Raw genomic sequence first — 20,994 nt, forward strand, 5'->3', positions numbered from 1 at the left:
GGCGTGAGCGTCAACGTCACCATCCGCAGTGCCAAGGCCGCCGGTGCCAAGGTCGTCGGCGACACGACCATCACCGTCGACTCCGGCAAGAAGCCCGACCTGCCCAAGGACGCGACCGTCACGTGGAGCGACGGCGGCAAGGACAGCACCGAAGCCATCACGTGGGACGCCTTCGACAAGTGGCAGAGCCGTGACGGCGGCGAGTTCACCGTCAACGGCAAGGCGGCCGGCCAGACCGTCTCCGTCACCGTGAAGGTGAACGCGGCCACGGTGAAGCTCGTGGAGGACGGCGTCGACATCCCCACCACGGTGGGCAAGTCGCCGCAGCTGCCGAAGACCGTGAAGGTGCACTGGTCCAACGGCGACATCACCGACGAGCCGGCCACATGGAGCACCGTTCCCGCCGACTCCTACGCCAAGGCCGGTTCCTTCTCCGTCGAGGGCAAGGCCACGGTGAATGGCGCCGACTACGCGCTCAAGGCCAACGTCACGGTTCGCGAGGCATCGGCCGGCGGCAACGAGAACAAGCCGAACCCGACGCCGTCGCCGAACAAGACGCAGGTCGCCACGAACACCGGCACGAACGCCTCCAAGCAGAGCAGCCAGCTCTCGCGCACCGGCGCCGCCATCGGCGGAATCGTGGCCGTGGTGGTGATTCTCGTCGCCATCGCCGGCGCCGTCTTCTACCTGAAGACCAAGCGCACGCACTGATAGGCGATTAGCCGAGCAGGGGAGGGGAGAAGCCCGCATGAGCCGGGTTTCTCCCCTCGCTGCATATTGCGGGGTGTGATCGCGTATTGCAGGGTGTAAATGGAAGGTGTCATCTTGGCTTGCCTGTCGGCTCGCATTGTGCCTACAAAACACTCTGCCGTTTGCTTAGTGGCAGCATAGGCCCTGCGCGTGAGTTGCAAGGTGATAATTGATATTCTGTTGCAAACAGGGGAAGAGGAGCTGTAAGAAGGCAGGTCCCATGATGCAAAATAATAGGTTGCGTGATGCCATACGTCATGAGTTAGCCAGTTCGCGGGGCAGAAACGCGGTTCTCGTGGTGATTTGCTGTGCCGCAGTGGCTGCTGCGGTATCAACATTTGTCTCCCATATATGGAGTCAGCCTCCCATATGGTTGTGGTGGCTGCAGTTGGTATTCGGTGTTGTCTCGGCGCTTGCGGCATTTCTGTCGGCTAAGCAGAAGAAATGGTCCGATGAGGAACATGATGACGAGATGCATTCTCTGGAGGAGGAACGCAAGGCTGAACGTGTCGCGGTCCTTACATTAATCAACGGAGTGTTTCTCGGTATTTCCGATGACCTCGTGCGTTTCGTCAACGGTACGATACGCGAGAGAAAACAGCAGATAGCGCAGATACGTCAGTCGGTGGTGGACAAAATATGCGATTTGGTGCATATCCCCAATGCCCGTGCGGCATACTATCGAATCGATGACGGGCAGCTCTCGAAGAACAAGCTGGTCATGACGAATGTCGCGCATGCAGGCAAATCAAGGGAAGATGAATTTTCCGGTGAGTTCTTTTGGAATGCCGATTCCAATGGCGAACGGAATAAAGACAAAGACGGCCTATGGGGATTCGACGTCGATGTACTTGTCAACGACGTAGACAAAGCAGAAGAGCTCCTTCCTGATTTCGATAAAGGGAAGAAGGATAAACTGAAATATCGGTCATTCATCACGATTTCAGTGAGATGCGGCGATTTGCCGTTCGGCATGGTAACCGTCAACGCCTTGGAAAACGATGCATTCACCAATAGAGAACGCTACTCCGTGAAAGCATTGGCTCGGCTTCTTGCAATATCGGAGAAATTGGCGCTCTCGCCTCAGGCAGAATCGAATTACCGAGAACAGCTGAAGAAGTGTGGATTGTTCCTCACACAGGTCGAAGACTACAATAGGAACCCACGAAAGGAGGATGTCCAATGATGAAAGTGAAGACTGTCAGTAAGGCGCGGAGGAAGTCCGGCGGTCCTGAGTTCCGAGACCGTGACATGCAGAAGGCGTACGATGAGGCGTTGAGAATCGTGGAGCAGGAAGACGCCCGTACCCTAGAGCAGAAGCGTCGTGCACATAACAATCTTCTGCGTTGGCTTCCTCAGAACGGATGATATCGCGATTGCCGCTATGCGGTGGCCGCGCGTCGATGCCTCAAAGAGGATGAAACGACGTGGGTGATTTGTCCAGCCCGGCCGTGTGCCGGACTTTTCATATGTCGTCCCATATGGTCGCTGCCGTACAATCGAATGAGCTGGAGAATTTGCCGTATCGGATAGCATCGGGAGAGACATACGACCATGAGCGAGAAGATTACGCCGTTCTACGACGTTGACCGCACTTATGAAGACAATTATGCGTTCGGACCGTTCGGCGCATTCGCCGAAGCGCTCGGCGGCGACGCCAAAGACGGCGTCTCCGACGACCAGGTGGCCCGTGCGGTGAAGGACGCCGCCGCATCCGACGCCAATGCCGGCAACGCGACCGAACCAGCCGAATCGTTCTTCGGCATCCCCGTCGACCTGCCGTTCGGCATCCCCGCCGGCCCGCTGCTCAACGAACGCTACACCACGGCCGCGTTCCACATGGGCTTCGACCTCGCCGTATACAAGACCGTTCGCTCGCACGCATGGGGATGCAACCCGTTCCCCAACGTGCTCGCCGTGCACCCCAAGTCCGCCGACGGCATCCTGACCCCGGGCAGCGACGAATGCGACGAAGGCGTGCTCGCCGACCATGAGTTCGAAACGCCAATCTCCATCTCCAACTCGTTCGGCGTGCCCTCGCAGGATCCGGACGTCTGGCAGCCCGACATGCAGCGCGCCATGCAGCGCGCCGGCAGGGGCCAGCTGCTCGTCCCCAGCTTCCAGGGCTCCCGCCGTGACGGCATGACCGCCGCCGAATACGTGACCGACCACGTCACCACCGCCCACCTGGTCATGGAAACCGGTGCCAAGGTGATGGAGATGAACACCAGCTGCCCCAACGAAGGCCACAACCGCCTGCTGTGCCATGCTCCCGACCAGGTCTCCACCATCACCGAAGCCGTCAAGAACGAGATCGGCGACACCCCGCTCATCATCAAGCTCGCGTACCTGCCTTCCGACGAGGACCTCGAATACATGGTGCGTGTGACCGCCGGCCGCGGCCTCGTGCAGGGATTCTCCACCATCAACACCATCTCCGCCAAGCTCGTCGACGCTCGCGGCAACCAGGCCCTGCCGGGCGCGGGCCGCGACCGCAGCGGCGTCTGCGGCGCCGCCATCAAGCCCTCCGGCCTCGACATGGTCCGCCGCCTCGCCGCCCTTCGCGAACGGCTCGGCCTCGACTTCGGCATCGTCGGCGTCGGCGGCGTCACCGCGCCCGCCGACTACGCCGAATACCGTTCCGCCGGCGCTGACGCCGTCATGAGCGCCACCGGCGCCATGTGGAACCCCGACCTCGCCCGTCGCATCAAGCAGGCGTGAGCAGGATGTAATCGGCATCGGGGATGAAACGACGTCTTTCGTTCGTCCCCGATTTATTCCCGCGTCCGCCACAGGCGATTTCACCGAGTCGCCACACCGAATATGGCAGACTATATGTAGTCTTTTTCGTCATCGGCGATACCAATCCATGACGAACGAATTGAAGGAGAAGTTCGTGAACTCTGAGAATGATGTGTTGCGCGTCGTCGGCGGTAAACCGCTCAACGGCAAGATCAAGGTGCGTGGCGCCAAGAACTTCGTCAGCAAGGCGATGGTCGCCGCCCTGCTCGCCCCCGGCACCTCGGTGCTGAAGAACGTCCCCGAAATCCGCGACGTGCATGTGGTCTCCGACCTGCTGCGCCTGCACGGCGTGCATGTGGACGTCGACGGCGATGAGGGCGTCGTCACCATCGACGCCTCGCACGTGGAGCTCGCCAACGTGGCCGACGTCGACACGCTCTCCGGCTCCTCCCGCATCCCGATCCTGTTCTCCGGCCCGCTGCTGCACCGCCTCGGCGAGGCGTTCATCCCCGCGCTCGGCGGATGCAACATCGGCGGCCGCCCCATCGACTTCCATCTCGAGACCCTGCGCAAGCTCGGCGCCAACGTCGACAAGGAGCACAAGGACGGCATCCACATCACCGCGCCCAACGGTCTCAAGGGCGCCAAGATCCATCTGCCGTACCCGTCCGTCGGCGCCACCGAGCAGACCCTGCTCGCCGCCGTGCTCGCCGAAGGCAAGACCGAACTCTCCGGCGCCGCCATCGAGCCCGAGATCATGGACCTCGTCTCCGTACTGCAGAAGATGGGCGCCATCATCTCCGTGGACGTCGACCGCACCTTCCGCATCGAAGGCGTCAAGGAGCTCAAGGGCTACCGTCACACCTCGCTGACCGACCGCATCGAAGCAGCATCCTGGGCCTCGGCCGCGCTCGCCACCCATGGCGACATCTTCGTCAAGGGCGCCACCCAGCCCGAGATGATGACCTTCCTCAACGTGTTCCGCAAGATCGGCGGCGAATTCGACGTCACCGACAAGGGCATCCGCTTCTGGCATCCGGGCGGCGACCTCAAGCCCGTCGCCATCGAGACCGACGTGCACCCCGGCTTCATGACCGACTGGCAGCAGCCGCTCGTCGTGGCCCTCACCCAGGCCAAGGGCCTCTCCATCGTGCACGAAACCGTCTACGAGAACCGCTTCGGCTTCACCAAGCCGCTCGTGCAGATGGGCGCCACCGTGCAGCTCTACCGCGAATGCCTCGGCTCCCTGCCCTGCCGCTTCCAGCAGCGCAACTACAAGCATTCCGCCGTCATCTTCGGACCCACGCCGCTCACCGGACGCGACATCGACGTGCCCGACCTGCGCGGCGGCTTCTCGCACCTCATCGCGGCGCTCGCCGCCGAAGGCCCCTCCACTGTGCGCGGCATCTCCCTCATCGACCGCGGCTACGCGGACTTCCGGGGGAAGCTGGCCGCCCTCGGCGCCGATTTCGAGTAAAGGGTAAAAATCGGGAGACGGAGCGTCTTCGGCGTTGCTCCTCGGTCGACGTACCTTCGTACGCCTTCCCTCGGGCGCCTTGAAGCCACACGCGTCTCCCGATTTTTTATGCTGTGGGGCGGCCTTGCGGCACAATAGAGGGCATGGCATCCAAAGGAAAACCGTCTCCGCGTTCCGCGGTCAAGCCCCTGAGCGACGCGCGCGTCGCCGAACTCGCGAGGAAGCATCGTCTCGTCGACCCGATGCATGACTTCCCGACCGGCCCGAACCGCAAGGCCAACATCCCGGAAATCAACGCGCAGAACCCCAAGGGCACGAAACGCCTGCTCAAAGGCGTCGACGTCGTCTTCAACGCCAGCTGCCGCACCCGCGCGTGGGGACTCGACAACATTCCCGAAACTGGTCCGTTCATCACCGCCGCCTCGCATGTGACCATGTTCGATGTGTTCGTGCCGATGGCCAGCCTATTCCACATGGGCCGCCGCCCTCGTTACATGGCCAAGGCGGAAATGGCCAAATGGCCGCTCATCGGCAAATGGTTCCAGATCGTCGGCATGCAGCCAGTCCAGCGTCATTCCGGCAAGGCCAAGCAGATCGAGGAGACGTCCATCGACATCCTCACCTCCGGCCGTCCGCTCACCGTCTGGCCGGAAGGCACGGTGACCCGCGACCCGCAGAAATGGGTGATGAGCATCAAGGAGGGCGCGGCCTACATCGCGCTCGAATCCTCCCGACGCCTCGGCCGCCAGGTGCCGCTGTTCTGCGCCGCCACCTGGGGCGCCGCCTCCATCAACCACTGGTGGCCATGGCCTCGCAAGAACGTCGTCATGTGCTACGATCATCGGCTCGACTACGCGGACCTGCTCGAAGACATGGACTCCTGGGGCGAGGAGCCGCCGGCCGAAGCCGTGGAAGCACTCAAATGGCGCATGTTCACCCGTCTCAACGAACTCCTTGAGGAGATTCGCGGCGAGAAATTCCCCAAGGAAGGCTACTGGGACTATCGCACCATGAAGCGGGTGCCGCTCGACTGACACAATCCGCAGCACGCGGGCCGGAGGCCGACCCATGCGACGGCCTCCGGCCCGCGTGACGCCGGTCCCGCCTCCAACCCGTGCCGCGAAGTCAAGCCCTTGGCTAAAATATCCCCTGTTTGCCTATCTGGCACACTGCCGCAAGCCCGCGCCCATCCGGCCATCGGCCTCGGCAGGCTGAGAGAGAACGAAATCCAGGGATTTTTTCAAGGACTTACTGTGGAATACTCACTGATGACCAAACTGGCCGCCGAATTCGTCGGCACCGCCATCCTCATGATCTTCGGCAACGGTTCCGTGGCCAACACCGAACTCAAGAACACCAAGGGCTACCACGCCGGATGGCTGAACATCGCCATGGGCTACGGCTTCGGCGTCATGTTCCCCGTGCTCATGTTCGGCGGCGTCTCCGGCGCGCACATCAACCCGGCCATGACAATCGCCCAGGCCGTCAACGGCATGTTCCCGTGGAACGAGGTCGCCCCGTACATCGTCGCCCAGCTGCTGGGCGCCGTCGCCGGCCAGCTCGTCGTCTTCGCCACCTACTACCCGCACTACCGCGACACCGAGGACCCGGAGGCCATCTTCGCCACCTTCTCCACCACCGACGCCGAGGGCTCCCGCTTCAACTACTTCCTCAACGAGTTCTTCGGCACGCTCGTGCTCGTGCTCGGCGCCCTGTGCTGCTTGCTGCTGCCGTGGGGTGCCAAGGACCTCGCCGCCGCCTCCATCGTGGTCGGCTTCATCGTGTGGGGTCTGGTCACCTCGCTCGGCGGCCCGACCGGCCCCGGTCTGAACCCGGCCCGTGACCTCATGCCGCGACTCCTGCACCAGATCCTGCCGATCGCCCACAAGGGCGGCTCCCGCTGGAACGAAGTCTGGATCCCGGTCGTGGCCCCGATCGCCGGCGCCATCGTCGGCGCGTTCCTCTACAAGGTGCTGTTCGCCGTCTGATATGACGTCCGTGTCGCGTTCGCCGTCTGATATGCGACCTTCGTCGCAGCGTCGTCGGTAGACTACAGGCGTGAAGGAACGTAACGAACGCAACGGCAATACCGCTCATCGCCCGGTCGTGGGAAGGCTTGCGCCTTCGCCGACCGGGCGCATGCATATCGGCAACGTGTATGCGGCGCTGGCGGCCTGGCTCAGCGCCCGCGCCGGTCATGACGGAAATTCCGCCGCCGGTCGCCTTCTGCTGCGCATCGAGGACATCGATATGCCTCGCGTCAAACCCGACGCCGACCGTTGGATCATGGACGACCTCACTTGGCTTGGTCTCGACTGGGACGGCGAGCCCGTCTACCAGTCCGACCGCGGCGACCTGTACGAGCGGGCACTCGCCGCATTGCGCGACCACGACGTGCTCTACCCCTGCTTCTGCTCGCGCGCCGAGATCCGTGCGGCATCGGCCCCGCAGGAGGGCGACGGCTACGTGATCTATCCCGGCACATGTGCCCGTCTCGACCCGACCGAGCGCGAGGGACGCCTCGCCGCCGGCAGGCGGCATTCATGGCGTTGTCGTCTGTCGCAGCGCGCAATCGAATTTGATGACGAAATCTACGGCCGGCAGCGCTTCGACCTCGCCCGGCAGATCGGCGACACCGTGCTGCGTCGGTCGGATGGACTGTATTCGTATCAGCTGGCCGTGGTCGTGGACGACCTGATGATGGGCGTGAACGACGTGGTGCGCGGGCGCGACCTGCTGCGGTCGACCGCCCTGCAGCTGTGGATTCGCGACCGGCTCGTAGCGGGCGGCATCCTGCCTGAACAAATGGGCGCGGATGCGAGCGCGGACGCAGGCGGGGCCGCGAATGTGGACGACGCGCATAATTCTGGGGATATCCGTTTCGCCCACCTGCCGCTGATCGACGATCCGCACGGTAAACGCCTTGCCAAACGCGACCGCGCCCTCGACCTCGGCGCCCTGCGGGAGGAAGGGGTACGGCCCGAAACGATCGTGGGCTATTGCGCATGGCTGCTGCGCCTCATCCCCGAACCACAGCCGGTGCTGCCGCAGGAACTGCTGCCGTTGTTCTCGTGGCGGGGACTCGAACGCGACCATGCCGACCGTCTCTGCGATCTTACACAGCTGACCCCGCGCCGACCGCACGTAACTGACCGCACGTAACTGACCTCATGCAGTCGACCGCCGTTCGGGCCGACGACGGGTCTTCGTGGCACCGCCGATATGTGACCGGATTGGGGACGGGGGTTGGGCCCCCTGCCAAAACGTGAAATAATCAAGAGGTTGCTTCACAAGAGGGGAGGATGCGATGTCGGGCGGACGTTTTCGCAAGCCGCGCCACAGGCATGCAGCGAATGCGCGGTCAACGTCCGAGCCGGAGACGACGCTGAAGACAACGCCGGATGCGGCTCGGGACGAGGGGATGCATCAGCGGTCGCAATCGTCGGAGTCCCGTCGGCCGTTCGCCGACGTCATCGACGTCTCCGACCTCGCCGCCGAACGCCGTTCCCTCAAACGCCGCCTGCTCGCCATGCGCATCGTGACCATCGCGCTGCTGCTCGCCGCCATCTGCGTGGCCGGATTCCCCATCGTATTGCAGTACCAGTCGTCGCAGCGTCTCGCCGAGACATCGTCCAGCGCCGCGCAGAACGTCGCCGGATGGCCGTATCCGCAGGCCAAGGAGTCGCTTGCCGCCGCCCGCGCCTACAACGAGAAGCTCGCGAAATCCGGACAGCCGGTGCTCGGCGAGGCCGTCGACCCGTTCACGGCGGCCGCCGGCGGCAGCAAGGCGAAAAGCGAGGACTCCGCCGCCGCCAAGGACAAGGAGTACCAGTCGCTGCTCGACGCCGGCAACGGCGTGATGGGCACCATCAAGGTGCCGAAGGTCTCCATCGACCTGCCCATCTACCACGGTACGTCGGAGGAGGCGCTCGCCTCGGGCGCCGGCCATCTGTACGGATCGTCGCTGCCGGTGGGCGGCAAGTCGACGCATTCGGTGATTACCGGCCATCGCGGTCTGGTCGAGGCCCTCATGTTCACACGACTCGACGAGATACGTCCCGGCGACTTCTTCTACATCGAGGTCATGGGCGAAACGCTGGGATACAAGGTCGACAAGATCAGCGTCATCAAGCCCGACGACACCTCGAAGCTGCGCATCGTGCCCGGCGAGGACCGCGTCACGCTCATGACATGTACGCCATACGGCGTCAACACGCATCGTCTGCTCATCTCCGGCCACCGCGTCTCCATTCCCCTGCCGGCACCGGATCCCGGCGACCTGCATGACGCGCGCAACATCGCCATCATCACCGGCGTGGGAACGCTGCTCGGCGGATGGCTGCTGGTTTCCGCCCTGCGTCGTCTGCGCCGCATGCCATGGCGGGTCATGCATCACGGAGCGATCTGGCCGCAGCGCTGGTGAATTCGTACTACCATACGATTGAAGCCATACGATTGAAGATGTGACGACGTAACCGCATGCCGTCGGCATGCCAGACGAGGGGTGGATATGGTCGCGTACATGGATCACAAGAATCTTGCCAACGAGACGATCGACGAGGCGCGCGCCCGCAAGATCGCCGACGGCGTGCACCGCGTGCTCGACGGCATCGCCGAAGCCGAGTCCAAGGCCGGACGCAAGGCCGGTGAGGTGCGTCTGCTGGCGGCCACGAAGACCCGCGACGTCGGCGAGATCATGGCGGCCATCGACGCCGGCGTGCGCATGATCGGCGAGAACCGTCCGCAGGAGGTCGACGTCAAGGTGGCGGGGCTGACGGCGCGATGCGCCGAACGCGGCTTCGCGCTGGGCACGGCCGCCGACGGCGACGCCGGCACGGGCGACGCCGCGACGCCGCTGCCGTTCCATCTCATCGGCCAGCTGCAATCCAACAAGATCAACAAGGTGCTGCCGTACGTCACGACCATCGAATCCGTCGATAGCCTGTCGCTGGCGCAGAAGATCTCCCGCCGCGCCGAGGCGCGCGGGATAACGGTCGGCGTGCTGCTCGAGGTCAACGAATCGGGCGAGGAATCGAAATCCGGCTGCGCGCCCGACGCGGCCGCCGACCTCGCGGCCGCCGTCGCCGCACTTCCCGGCCTTCGTCTCGAAGGCCTGATGACCATCGGCGCCCATGTGCACGACGAAGCGACCATCCGCGGCGGCTTCGCCCACCTTCGCGAAACCCGCGACGCGTTGCTCGCCTCCGGCGACGCGGCGCTCGCCGATTGCCGCGAACTGTCGATGGGCATGACGCACGACATGGCCATCGCCATCGACGAAGGCTCCACCATCGTTCGCGTGGGCACGGCCATCTTCGGCGAACGCGCGTTCATCTGACCCTCCAGTTTCTCGTTCGCCGCGATTCATCCGTCGTGGTCCGTTCGTCGCCGCCTGTCTGCTGTTCGCCGCTGTCTGTTCGTCGTCGTCCGTCTGTTTGAGACCGTCCGTTGTTCGAGGTCGTTCGTTGTTCGAGGTCGTTCGTTGTTCAAGACCGGTCGAGTGCCTGATGCCGGCTGTGCGCGGCCGCCCGTCCGTTCGCTCTCGGCGTGTCGTGTGTCCATCATGCGATACGGCTGATTGCCGATGATGACAGGGTTTGCTACCGCGTTCAACCGTGAAAAAGCGTTCGCACTTCAGGGCGGACGTTGGTTCGCGGTTGGCGGCCCGATGCCGCCGCCCCCTCGTGAAACGCGACCATAGTCAGTTGATTCGACCGATGTGGAGGGTGTATAACGGGTGAATGGTCGGGGATGAGGGACGACACTCGGGGGAATTCGTGATGTGCGCCATCGGTCGGATGGCGTTCTGACCAATATATGGGACGTGATTCCCTATAGTTGTGACGCCATGATTTTCCGGCCGTCCACCCAAAAATCTCATGTATTATGAGTGGATTATGACGGGAGGGTGGTAATGCCGCACCGCGGCACCATGATATAATCACGTAGCCCCCCCCCCCGAAGCAAACATTGGCAATGACGATGACGGAGTGTGGGAAACTGCGAGCTGACAAGGCCGACGGCGCCGACGTCGTACGTGACGCGGCTACCGAAGAGGGGCATTCCTCCCGGATTGCGCATATGACGCGTGCGGCGGACGCCCATCAAACGGTCAGGAAGCTTGCGACCAATCCCTAGACACCGACGGTATCGTTGCTGCCGGGTCTCAGGTGGCTTGCCCCAGCGGACCCCGACGAGCGATTCCGACGCGCCGATCATCGGCGGGGACAGGCGATCTGAATAGAAGAAGGTGTACTACAGTGGCCAACAACGGTGATTTTACCCGCAAGGAAGTCGCGTACCTACGCTCGCTGCCTGCGGTGACCGACGTGGTGGACAAGCGAATCGCCTATTCCGAGGCCTTCAAAGTGCAATGCATGACACGGTACGCCGCTGGCGACTCGCCCGTGCAGATCTTCCGCGACGCCGGCCTCGACTCCTCGCTGATCGGATACAAGCGCATCGAACGCTGCATCGCACGCTGGCGCAAGACCGTACTGCCGAAGATCAACGGCGAACCCGTGCCGGAGAAGCCACAGGTGCCGAGGGTGGACGTGCTCAAGCAGAAGATCGCGGAATCCAGCGGCATCGCCGCCGAACACATCGACGAATCCAATGCGTTGCGCGAAATGCTGCTCGAATCCCAGCTGCGTCGCATCGAGGAGCTCGAACGCGAACTGAAGGACGTGCGTGCCATGCTGCTGCGCGAACAGAAGCGCAACCAGGCGGAGATGCGCAAGGCCGAGCGTGCCGGAGAACGAATGGCGCGGTATGGCATCGGGAAGGGCGCTGGCGTGGCGGCATCGTCGGATGTTGCGGCGGAATCCGATGCCGGGGGCGTCGCCGCGGGGAATCCTGCCGCGGAACCGGCCGAATGATTCGCCGTTATTCGCCGTTGGTCTGTTGTGATTCGCCGTTGGCTCGATGCTGACTTACCCGCGTGCATGAATCCGTGTGCATGAATCCTCCGATACGGGGATTTCTCTCGAACGGTTCCGTGATTCATCGGTGAGGGACCCGCATGGCTTGTTCGCAAAGCGTTCCACGCGGTCGGCTTACGACGGTCCGTGCCGCACCCTGCTGGGCTACACTGGGCGTATGAGAATCGCACGCTTTTCCATCAACGACAAACCGCAGTACGCCTTCGTGCAGACCGATGAGAACGACGGCAAGGACTACCTCGTCGCGCTCGACGGCTTCCCGCTCGGTCCGACCGAGGTGCGCCCCACCGGCGAACGCTACGCGCTCGACACCGAAGGACTGCGCCTGCTCGCGCCCATCATCCCGTCCAAGGTGTTCGGCCTTGCCAAGAACTACCAGGCCCACACCGAATTCATGGCCAACAAGGGCCTTTCCGACATCAAGGTCGCGCCCGAGGAGATGGTCATCTTCACCAAGCCGTCCACGTCGGTCATCGGCCCCGACGATCCGATCGTGCTGCCGTCGTACTCCGACGACATGAACTTCGAGCCCGAAGTGGCCGTCGTCATCGGCCGCATCGCCAAGAACGTGCCCGTCGAGAAGGCCATGGACTACGTGCTCGGCTACACCTGCGTCAACGACGTGACGCTGCGAGACATCCAGGGCCTCGACCCGATGTGGACGCGCGCCAAGGGCTTCGACACCTCCTGCCCGCTCGGCCCGTGGATCCAGACCGACCTCGACTGGTCCGACACCAAGATCGGATTCTCGCTCAACGGCGAGGTCGTGCCCGAGGCGTCCGGCACCACCGCCGGCCTGATCCACTCGATCCCGGCCCAGATCGCCGCGATCTCCTCGTTCTCCACGCTGCTGCCCGGCGACGTCATCCTCACCGGCACGCCCAACGCCTCCGGCACGCTGCGCCCCGGCGACGAGGCCGTCGTGCACGTCGAAGGCATCGGCGACCTGCGCAACGTCGTCGTCCGCGGCTGACGGCGATACGGGACGCTCGGCATCGCGACTATGCAGGCGCGTGCGCCGAATTTCCCGTGCGCGAATCGATGAATACCGTCATATCCGACGATTCGTTTTTTCCACGAATCGTCGGATATGACGGTATTTGCGTATTCATGGCTGATTATGACCGAAATTACGGTGATGAATCGTCGGATACTGGCGTATCTTGCGATTCGTGCGCGGGCTTCGAGTCCACGAATTATGGAATATTCTGGTATCGGACGATTCGTATACTAGGCGACCTGCGATGAATCGTCGGATATCGGTGCATCTTGTGATTCGTGGATGTCGCGAATCGTCGGATATATCGGTATCTTGCAATTCGTGAAGAGACGGGTTTGATTTTGGGGCGCCTTGTCGAAGAACCCTATATATAATTGACGCGCTTGAACGCCAATGTGTGGCAAACCGAGAGCGCGGGCCGGAATCGACCGCCTCCGGGGGCATTGGACGGGCGGACCCAGGGACCTCCGTATCGTTTTCTGCCCCAAATCCGCTGAAATCGAGCATTCCCAGAGAACGATAGTGAAGAAGATCTAGGGAAATCGAATCATCATGACTCATGGTTTTGCTTCAGCAATCCGCAGGAATCTTCGTAAGGTCGTAGCCGTGGCCGGCGCCGCGGCCATGGCGTTCTCGCTCGCCGCATGCGGCTCCACGAACGACGCCTCCGACTCCGGCAGCTCCAGCGGCCTCAAGAAGGTCACGTTCATGCTCTCCTGGGCGCCCGACACCAACCACATCGGCGTCTACGTCGCCAAGAACAAGGGCTACTTCAAGGACGCCGGACTCGACGTCGACATCGTCGCCGTGGCGCAGGCCGGCGCCGAACAGGCCGTGAACAACGGCGTCGCCGACTTCGCCCTCTCCAACATGACCAACACCGCCGACTACAGCCTCAAGGGCGCCACCATCAAGCAGGTCATGCAGGTGCAGCAGAAGCCGAGCGCCATCTGGTGCGCACTCGCCAGCAACAAGAGCATCAAGTCGCCGAAGGACCTCGACGGCAAGACCTTCGCCACGTTCGGCTCCAACGAATCCGACGCCGTGGTGCGCCGCATGATTCAGTTCGACGGCGGCAAGGGCAAGTTCGACAAGGTGACCGCCGGCACCAACACGTTCCAGACGCTCAGCTCCGGTAAGGCCGACTTCGGCGGCTTCTACGCCACCTGGGAGGGCGTGCAGGCCGACATGTACGGCCCGAAGCTCAACTGCTTCACCGAGCCCGACTACGGTGTGCCCGGCAACGCCGACTCCATCGGCATCATCACCAGCGACAAGACCATCAAGAACAACCCCGAACTGGTGAAGAAGTTCGTGCAGGCCTCGCAGAAGGGCTACGAGTACGCGTACTCCAACCCCGACGACGCCGCGAAGATCCTCGTGAAGGAGGCGCCCGACGCCAACCTCAAGGAGGACTTCGTCAAGAAGAGCATGCACGTGATCGTCGACGGCAAGTACTGGGGCGACCCGGCGAAGATCAAGGACGGCTCGTTCGTCCTCGGCACCAACGACTTCGTCGAGACGCAGAAGTACTTCGACTTCCTCAACGAGTCGCACACCTACACTGACGCCAAGGGCAACACGGTGAACACCGCGCCCAAGGCCAAGGACGTCGCCACCAACGAGTTCCTCGCCAAGTAGCGCCGGGTCTCGGATTCCGGATTCGGCCCGTCCGGGTTCCCGGTTCGGCTCCGGCTTCGGCTCGGCCGAGGACGGTCCGGACCGCAGAATTTGGGTTGGGGGATGCACCGCCGCACGGTTTCCACGCCGCGCGGCGGCTTTTCTATGCCATCGGAAGGGGAAAGTGTGAGTTGTGGGTGTTTGTTTCGGGAGACATGGGTCTGGGACATTGAAATTTCGTTGTCGCAGAAGCGTTTTTCCCAAATCAAACACCCACAACTCGGGGTTTGGGGTTGAGAAGGGTCAGATTTCGCAGAGCTCGCGGTATCGAGGGAGAGCCGCCGTGGGCATTTGACGGCCAATGGCCTTGGCGATGATGCGAGCCAGCTCCAGCCGGAGGGATTCGGTCGCGATGTCGGCTGCCACCACGGGGATGATGCGCCAGCCCTGATGCTCAAGGTGGCGTTTCTTCTTCTGGTCGAAAGCGTATTGGCCTTTGGAAGTACGGTGATGGTCTCCTTGGAACTCGATGCCCACCTTGCAATCCGGATAGGCGAGATTAATGTGCAGGTAACAGCCGAGGTTTTTGTCATACACTGCGAAGTTCGGTATTGCCTCTGGCAGGCCGTATTGCCGTAATACCAGGCGAATGCGCGTCTCCCATGAGGAGTCGGTGCCTTCGGGGATGAATCGTACGGCTTTTTGGCATTTCGCCTTGCCTCTGAATGCGTTGGTTGCACGAAGAAAGCCGGCGAAGTCGGCGATGTCGCATTGCTTGAGCAGCGGATTGCGCCGCAGTAGGGAATCACCGAGCACGATGAGCTCTCCCAGATTCAGGAACGGAGACATCTGCGCCCATGCCGTAAGCGCATTCACACATTCCACGGACTCGGATAAGTGCAGCAGATGGAAGTCGTTTCTCCATAAATGTCTTTGGATTCCGGCTGTGGAATGACGTTGCCGCTGGTCCTGCACCACGACGTGCAGCAGTGAGTCGTCAAGCCCGCAATGGAGCGGCGGCTCGATGCCGAGGAGCTGAAGCGCGGTCACATGGCTGAATGTCAGCGGAACCCGTGAGGTGCGGACGGCGGCCTCGCAGAGGGCAAGCGTTTCCTGGGCAGTGGCGGCGAGCGCGGTGTAGGCGATTCCCTCGCCGTTGTATGGAGTCATGCCGCCAAACGTACCGGCCTGTAGCCCGGTACGGCAACCACCCTCGGAAAATTGTGGATAACTTCAGGGCTATCCACAATTCCAGGCAGGGGTGCGGGGTCCTATGCCGCCGGCAGCACCGCGTGCAGGGCGGTCATGGCGACGAGGCTGATCACGGCAGTTGCGGTAAGCGAGAATCCGGCGAGCTTGGCGTTGCCGGTGAGCGAATCCGTGAACTTCGTGGAGAAGATGGTGATCGGCGAGAATGCGGCTAGCGTGAGAATCTCGCGGATATGCAGCGGGAACGGCATGAGATACCACGCACCCAGCGCGATGAACACGCTGAACACCGCGCGCCACGCGATGACCTTCAGCAGTTCGATGCGGTCCTTGCGCACGCTCGGAACCTCCATCATCAGGCCGATCATCGCCATCGTGCAGAACGCGTTCGCATTGGCGAACGGCGTGATGAGCGTGACGATCGGCTGTGGAATGGTGATGTGCGCGAACATGAACACCAGCATGAGCATGTAGATGTCGAACGATATGGAGCCGAGGAAGTCTCGTGCGATGTTGCGCAGCCGCAGAATCAGCGGCAGCGCCTTGAAGTTCTCGTCCATGTGCAGCAGCGTGCGCGTGATGGTCAGCGCGCCGGCTGTGGCCACCATCGCGTTGCCGATATCCATCATGATGACCGGCAGTCCGGCGGACGGCCCCATGAACGTCTGGATGACCGGCAGGCAGAACGCGCCGAGGTTCAGGCCCGATGCGTTGAGCATCTGGAATGCGCGGTACTGTTTCTCGTCGCGGAACGAGCCGAAGTATACGAGGAACAATGGCACCAGGCAGCAGATGAAGCCGAACAGCACAATCCACAGCATGCGCATGTCGTGCTTGTTGGTGGCGAACGACATGATGATGGCGCATGGCAACGTCATGTTGAACACGAGCCCCTGCGCCACCTTGTAGTCACGCTCACCGAAGATGTGCAGATGCTTGAGCAGATAGGCGCCGATGATGACCAGCAGCAGCGCGCCGGATTTGAAAACCATGCTTCTCTCGGATCGTAGTGGATTATATTCGGCCGGTTGCGGCCATTGGACGAATCCAGAGGCGAGTATAGGAGCGGCAAGCGCGTTTTCCCGGCGTGCGCTTCATAATCTGGACCGGTTTGAGCGCATAAGGCCGAGTTGTGGGTGTTTGGATTGGCTGCGAGGTCGTTGTCGCAACGAATTTTCAACGTCCGGGGCCTTTATCTTCCAGTTCAGACCCCCACAACTCGGGGTTTCGGCGTGTCGGGAAGTGGTTTCTGCAACTTTTTGGGGCGGGGATACGAATATATGGGTGAACGCGGTTAAACCGGCCTGGCTCTGGTGGCTCGGACGGCGGCGTTCGAGAGAGACCGGAAGAGACAAGACGAAAGGCGGAAAGCTCGATGGCGGACGACATGCGGCTCATACGACGCATCGTGCGGCGTGACTCGCGGCGGGCCGCCGACGAGCTTGTGCGCGCATATTACGACGCGGTGTTCGCATTCGTCTGGCGTCAGGTCGGAGACCGGCAGCAGGCCATGAATCTCACGCAGGAGGCGTTCATCGCCATGCTGGGTGCGCTCGCCGCCTATGACCCCGAAAAGGCGTCGTTCGCCACCTGGCTCTACCGGATCGCCGCATACAAGGTCATCGATGCGCGACGAAGACGGGGAGTGGCCACGGTCCCGCTGCCTGAAGGGCCGGCTGGATCGACGGTCGGCGGCGAAGGCTCGGTCGGCGGAGTCTTGGGGGAGGGTGGAGCCCCTCCCGACATCGCCGACGGCAACGCGCCGGACCCGGTCAGCCTGCTCGCGCACCGCGACCTGCTGGAACGCATCGAGAACCGCGTGCGAGACTTCGACCCCGCCGTGCAGGAGATATATCGGCTGCACCTGTACGCCGGTCGGACATTCACCGAGATCGCGGCCGTGACCGGAACCCCGGAATCGACAGTGAAGGCACGGTGGTTCCGATTGATGAAGACCATACGAAAGGAGTTCGGCGATGAACGAGCGGATACCCTATCCCACTGAAGCCGAACGCGAGCGCAGCATCCGGCACATCGTGGCCATGGGCGTGCCGAGACGCGTCGGACTGTGGGCATCGCTGATTGACGTCGTGCGCTCGCTGGGCATGCGCAACCTGTTCTTCGGCGTGGGGGACTGCGTGTTCCTCGGCCTCATGATGGCCTTCGTGGCGTGGGCGCCCCTGTTCGCCACTCTGTTCGGTGCGGCGCAGGCCATGCGCTCGCAGGGGCATGCGCTTGCTCCCGCTGTGGTGGGGGCAGGGGCCCAAGGCGAATCGACGGCCGGCCGCGCGATCGCGCAGAGCATGCCGTTGATGCAGGAGCATGCGTTGTGGGTGGCGCAGCATGCCAGCGTGCTGCTGGTTGCGGTGTTCCTCGTCTCGCCGCTGCTGCACATGGCTATCGCGCTGCTCATGATGCTGCGCGAACGCGAGGTGCGCATGCTGGACCTGCTGCGGACCTGCCGCTGGTCGTTCCGCCAGATCGCCGCCGTCCGCATGCTGGCGCTCGGCGCGATGTCCACCGTGATGTGCGTGGCGTTCGGTGTGGCCGTCGGCGTCGCGGGGTTGAGGCTCGACTCCGTCACCGTGCTGGGCGTATCGTTCTCCTCGCTGTTCGTGTTCGCGCTCGGGCAGCTGGCAGTGGAGCGCCATTGCACGTGGCCCGCCTCGGCGCTGGTGATGCCCACCGTATGGCTGGCGCTCGGCATGGTGCTGTGGCTCGCCCGCGCCACCGCGGCCCCCTGGCTCGCCCAACTGCCGCCGGCCGTATGCCTCGCCATCGGTCTCGCTTCGGCCGCCGCCTACCTCGCATCGTTGAACACCTACTGCCGCAAGCCTGTGGCCACACCAATCGCCTAGCCATCATCGCCCGGTCATCGTCTGGCCGAACACCAACCGACCATCGAAGAGAAGAAAGGTCCCATCATGCTCACCGTGGAACACGTCGGCAAGGAGCTTTCCGGCAAACTCATCCTGCACGACATCAACCTCGGGTTCACGCAGGGCGTCTACGGCCTGCTCGCCCCGAACGGCGCCGGCAAGACCACCCTCATCAAACTGCTCGCCACGCTGCTCGCCCCGGACGCCGGCACCATTCGCTGGAACGGCGAGGACGTCGCCGCCATGGGGGAGCGATATCGCGGCATCATCGGCTACCTGCCGCAGGATTTCGGCTACTATCCGAACCAGTCGCCGCGCCGCTTCCTCAAATACATCGCCACGTTGCAGGGCGTGCCCCGCGCCGAGATCGCCTCGCGCGTCGACGAGCTGCTGGCCATGGTCCACCTCGAAGACCAGGCCGACAAGAGGATGCGAACGCTTTCCGGCGGCATGATCCGCCGCGTCGGCATCGTCCAGGCGCTCATCCACCGGCCGCGCATCCTGCTCCTCGACGAGCCGACCTCCGGGCTCGATCCCAAGGAACGCGTCCGCTTCCGCAACATCGTCCATAATCTGGCCGACGACCATATCGTGATCATCGCCACGCATATCGTCTCCGACCTCGAGACTATCGCCGGCCGCATCGTCATGCTGGGCGGCGCCACCGTGACGTGCAACGACGAGCCGGCCGCAGTCTGCGAACGTCTCGAAGGCCACATCTACGAGGTGCCGGAAGGATTCGTGCTGCACGACGGGCAGCTGCTGCTCAGCGAAATCCAGCGAGGCGGCGCGACGGCCAAGCGTATCTACTCGCCGGATCCGATAGGGGGACGGCATCCGTTCCCCGAAGCATCCGAATCCGCTGCCGCGTCGCCGGAGGCGGCGTCCGTGCGCGAAGGGGCCGTTGTCCCCGTTCCTCCCAGTCTCGAGGACGCCTTCCTCCTCGCCTACCGCGACTAGCTCCGCCCGCATCGGCATCACCATACGCACACGTTTCCCCAGAAAGGACCCCCTCATGTTCGCCCTGCTTCTTCAGGAACTGCGCAAGATCTGGCGCCCCGGCGTCGTCGTGGCGCTCATCGTGGCGGCCATCGCCTACGCCGTGCCGTACACCCAGCTCGAATACGGCAACCTCAACGCGCCCGGCGACATCACCAACGGCGACACCGTAAGCCTTATCGACGAATACGGGCCGGTCGTCGACCGCGAATCCGTCGACGCGATGAAAGACGACCTTCCCGAGCTCAAATCCCGGCTCAACAAGAAGATCGCCGCCGACAATCGTTCGAAAACATACGGCATCACCGACTACGATTCGTTCGTTACAGTGGCGGACAAACGCGGGTACGCGTTCGGATTCGATGACGACGGCAACACCATCACCAGTGCCACTGATTCCGCCGATGCCCAGGCCGATGACGCATGGGATCGGTACTGTTCGAAGTTCACCGCAATGTCGGAGTACCGGGCCGTCGAAGCCCGGCGGCAGATCATTGACGACTACGAGTGGAACATGACAAAGGGCAACATTGCCCTGCGCGTCGTCAATGGCCTGGGGCTCGCCGAACGGGTCGGTCTGCCTGACGACGGTTCTCTTGCGGACCTCGCGTCGGTTTCGCTGCCGAAGACCGCCGCCGCGCAGGTCGAGCGTCTCTATGCGCAACGCGACAACACGGGATATCTGGAGAAATACACGGACGCATATGAGACGACCATGCTCATGATGTTCCTCATGTTCGTCTATTCGGTGGTGATGTCGGTCGTGCTGACGGCGTCGTTGTTCATCACCGACCGCAAGCGTAATATGCGGCAGTTGCAGTGGTCGTCGCGCACCGGTCGCCGCCGCATGACCGGCGTGCAGCTGCTGGCCATCGGACTGAGCTCGCTGGCGGTCTGTGTGGTGATGGCGGCCGTGTTCGCCGGCGTCTGGCTGCCGCAGGTGTGGCCGTATCTGGCGACTCCCGTGTTCTCCACGAGCGTGCTGCCGTGGTTCGTCGGCTGGAATTTCGCCGGCTATCTGACGGCGGTCGCGTTGCTCGGCATGGTGATGTCGGTGACGTTCACGCTTGGCGTGGCCTGGGTGACGCATTGGTTCGACGGGCTGATCCGCGCGCTGCTCGTCGTCGTGCCGCTGACGGCCCTGTTCCTCTTCTGCGCGATCTACGCGGTGCTGGGCGAGGCGTTCCTCATGACGAACGCACTGTCGATGCATACGGGACTGCCCGGCTGCGAAATCGCCGTGGCGGCTGCGATGGCCGCGGTCGTGGCGGCCGTATGGGCAGTGACGCTGCGTCGCGCCCGTCGCGCCGACCTGGCGAGGTGACGATTCCACATCCCAAAACTTGAGTCATAATCACTCAAGTTTTGGGAATAAAA

Annotated in this window: 19 protein-coding genes; 17 read left to right on the plus strand and 2 right to left on the minus strand. The window is 62.9% G+C overall.

Annotated features, from left to right (window positions below):
* Nucleotides 1–3: 3 nt before the first annotated feature.
* The 13 genes from CS006_RS04210 to CS006_RS04270 all read left to right on the plus strand — a co-directional run bounded on the left by CS006_RS04210 (nt 4) and on the right by CS006_RS04270 (nt 14,551).
* A complete protein-coding gene (locus tag CS006_RS04210; RefSeq protein ID WP_100510552.1) occupies nt 4–711 on the plus strand; it encodes an Ig-like domain-containing protein in 708 nt (235 codons plus the stop codon).
* 259 nt (nt 712–970) lie between these two features.
* A complete protein-coding gene (locus tag CS006_RS04215) occupies nt 971–1,936 on the plus strand; it encodes a hypothetical protein (protein WP_133119527.1) in 966 nt (321 codons plus the stop codon).
* Entirely contained in the window at nt 1,933–2,118 is a 186-nt protein-coding gene (locus tag CS006_RS04220; RefSeq protein ID WP_100510554.1) for a hypothetical protein, read from the plus strand. Before CS006_RS04215 ends, CS006_RS04220 begins: the two co-directional genes overlap by 4 nt.
* 186 nt (nt 2,119–2,304) lie before the next feature.
* Nucleotides 2,305–3,471 (plus strand): beta/alpha barrel domain-containing protein, encoded by a 1,167-nt coding sequence (locus CS006_RS04225; RefSeq protein WP_100510555.1) that lies wholly within the window; start codon nt 2,305–2,307, stop codon nt 3,469–3,471.
* A gap of 148 nt (nt 3,472–3,619) precedes the next feature.
* Nucleotides 3,620–4,969: a UDP-N-acetylglucosamine 1-carboxyvinyltransferase gene (gene murA, locus CS006_RS04230; RefSeq protein WP_100510556.1), complete on the plus strand. Its 1,350-nt coding sequence runs from the start codon at nt 3,620–3,622 to the stop codon at nt 4,967–4,969.
* 143 nt (nt 4,970–5,112) lie between these two features.
* Nucleotides 5,113–6,003 (plus strand): lysophospholipid acyltransferase family protein, encoded by an 891-nt coding sequence (locus CS006_RS04235; protein ID WP_100510557.1) that lies wholly within the window; start codon nt 5,113–5,115, stop codon nt 6,001–6,003.
* A gap of 219 nt (nt 6,004–6,222) precedes the next feature.
* Entirely contained in the window at nt 6,223–6,957 is a 735-nt protein-coding gene (locus CS006_RS04240; RefSeq protein WP_100510558.1) for an MIP/aquaporin family protein, read from the plus strand.
* 70 nt (nt 6,958–7,027) lie between these two features.
* Nucleotides 7,028–8,131, plus strand: coding sequence for a glutamyl-Q tRNA(Asp) synthetase (locus tag CS006_RS04245; protein ID WP_279324820.1), 1,104 nt, complete (start codon nt 7,028–7,030; stop codon nt 8,129–8,131).
* A 259-nt stretch (nt 8,132–8,390) separates the two neighbouring features.
* Nucleotides 8,391–9,392 (plus strand): class C sortase, encoded by a 1,002-nt coding sequence (locus CS006_RS04250; protein WP_243386734.1) that lies wholly within the window; start codon nt 8,391–8,393, stop codon nt 9,390–9,392.
* A gap of 87 nt (nt 9,393–9,479) precedes the next feature.
* Nucleotides 9,480–10,307: a YggS family pyridoxal phosphate-dependent enzyme gene (locus CS006_RS04255; RefSeq protein WP_100510561.1), complete on the plus strand. Its 828-nt coding sequence runs from the start codon at nt 9,480–9,482 to the stop codon at nt 10,305–10,307.
* A 922-nt stretch (nt 10,308–11,229) separates the two neighbouring features.
* Nucleotides 11,230–11,847: a hypothetical protein gene (locus tag CS006_RS04260; RefSeq protein WP_133119528.1), complete on the plus strand. Its 618-nt coding sequence runs from the start codon at nt 11,230–11,232 to the stop codon at nt 11,845–11,847.
* Nucleotides 11,848–12,067: 220 nt separating this feature from the next.
* The gene (locus tag CS006_RS04265; protein ID WP_100510563.1) at nt 12,068–12,883 is read left to right on the plus strand and encodes a fumarylacetoacetate hydrolase family protein; all 816 of its coding nucleotides are present in this window, start codon (nt 12,068–12,070) and stop codon (nt 12,881–12,883) included.
* A gap of 579 nt (nt 12,884–13,462) precedes the next feature.
* Complete coding sequence (locus CS006_RS04270; RefSeq protein ID WP_165777242.1) at nt 13,463–14,551, plus strand: ABC transporter substrate-binding protein; 1,089 nt, start codon at nt 13,463–13,465, stop codon at nt 14,549–14,551.
* Between the two features lie 282 nt (nt 14,552–14,833).
* Here the strand turns inward: CS006_RS04270 and CS006_RS04275 are convergent, their stop codons facing one another.
* Together CS006_RS04275 and CS006_RS04280 are read right to left on the minus strand one after the other, a co-directional pair.
* Nucleotides 14,834–15,700 (minus strand): hypothetical protein, encoded by an 867-nt coding sequence (locus tag CS006_RS04275; RefSeq protein WP_100510564.1) that lies wholly within the window; start codon nt 15,698–15,700, stop codon nt 14,834–14,836.
* Nucleotides 15,701–15,801: 101 nt separating this feature from the next.
* Nucleotides 15,802–16,731, minus strand: coding sequence for an AEC family transporter (locus tag CS006_RS04280; RefSeq protein WP_100510565.1), 930 nt, complete (start codon nt 16,729–16,731; stop codon nt 15,802–15,804).
* A 383-nt stretch (nt 16,732–17,114) separates the two neighbouring features.
* Here CS006_RS04280 and CS006_RS04285 point away from each other — a divergent pair, with 383 nt between their 5' ends.
* From CS006_RS04285 to CS006_RS04300, 4 genes are all read left to right on the plus strand, one after another.
* The gene (locus tag CS006_RS04285; RefSeq protein ID WP_100510566.1) at nt 17,115–17,744 is read left to right on the plus strand and encodes an RNA polymerase sigma factor; all 630 of its coding nucleotides are present in this window, start codon (nt 17,115–17,117) and stop codon (nt 17,742–17,744) included.
* Nucleotides 17,716–18,597 carry a hypothetical protein gene (locus CS006_RS04290; protein ID WP_100510567.1) on the plus strand — a complete coding sequence of 294 codons (882 nt, stop codon included), beginning with the start codon at nt 17,716–17,718 and terminating at the stop codon, nt 18,595–18,597. The genes CS006_RS04285 and CS006_RS04290 overlap by 29 nt, the downstream gene beginning before the upstream one ends.
* Before the next feature lie 66 nt (nt 18,598–18,663).
* Complete coding sequence (locus CS006_RS04295) at nt 18,664–19,578, plus strand: ATP-binding cassette domain-containing protein (RefSeq protein WP_100510568.1); 915 nt, start codon at nt 18,664–18,666, stop codon at nt 19,576–19,578.
* Between the two features lie 55 nt (nt 19,579–19,633).
* Complete coding sequence (locus CS006_RS04300) at nt 19,634–20,941, plus strand: ABC transporter permease (RefSeq protein ID WP_100510569.1); 1,308 nt, start codon at nt 19,634–19,636, stop codon at nt 20,939–20,941.
* The last annotated feature ends 53 nt before the right edge of the window (nt 20,942–20,994 follow it).

Origin of the sequence: Bifidobacterium primatium (genome assembly GCF_002802875.1) — a bacterium.
GTDB lineage: Bacteria > Actinomycetota > Actinomycetes > Actinomycetales > Bifidobacteriaceae > Galliscardovia > Galliscardovia primatium.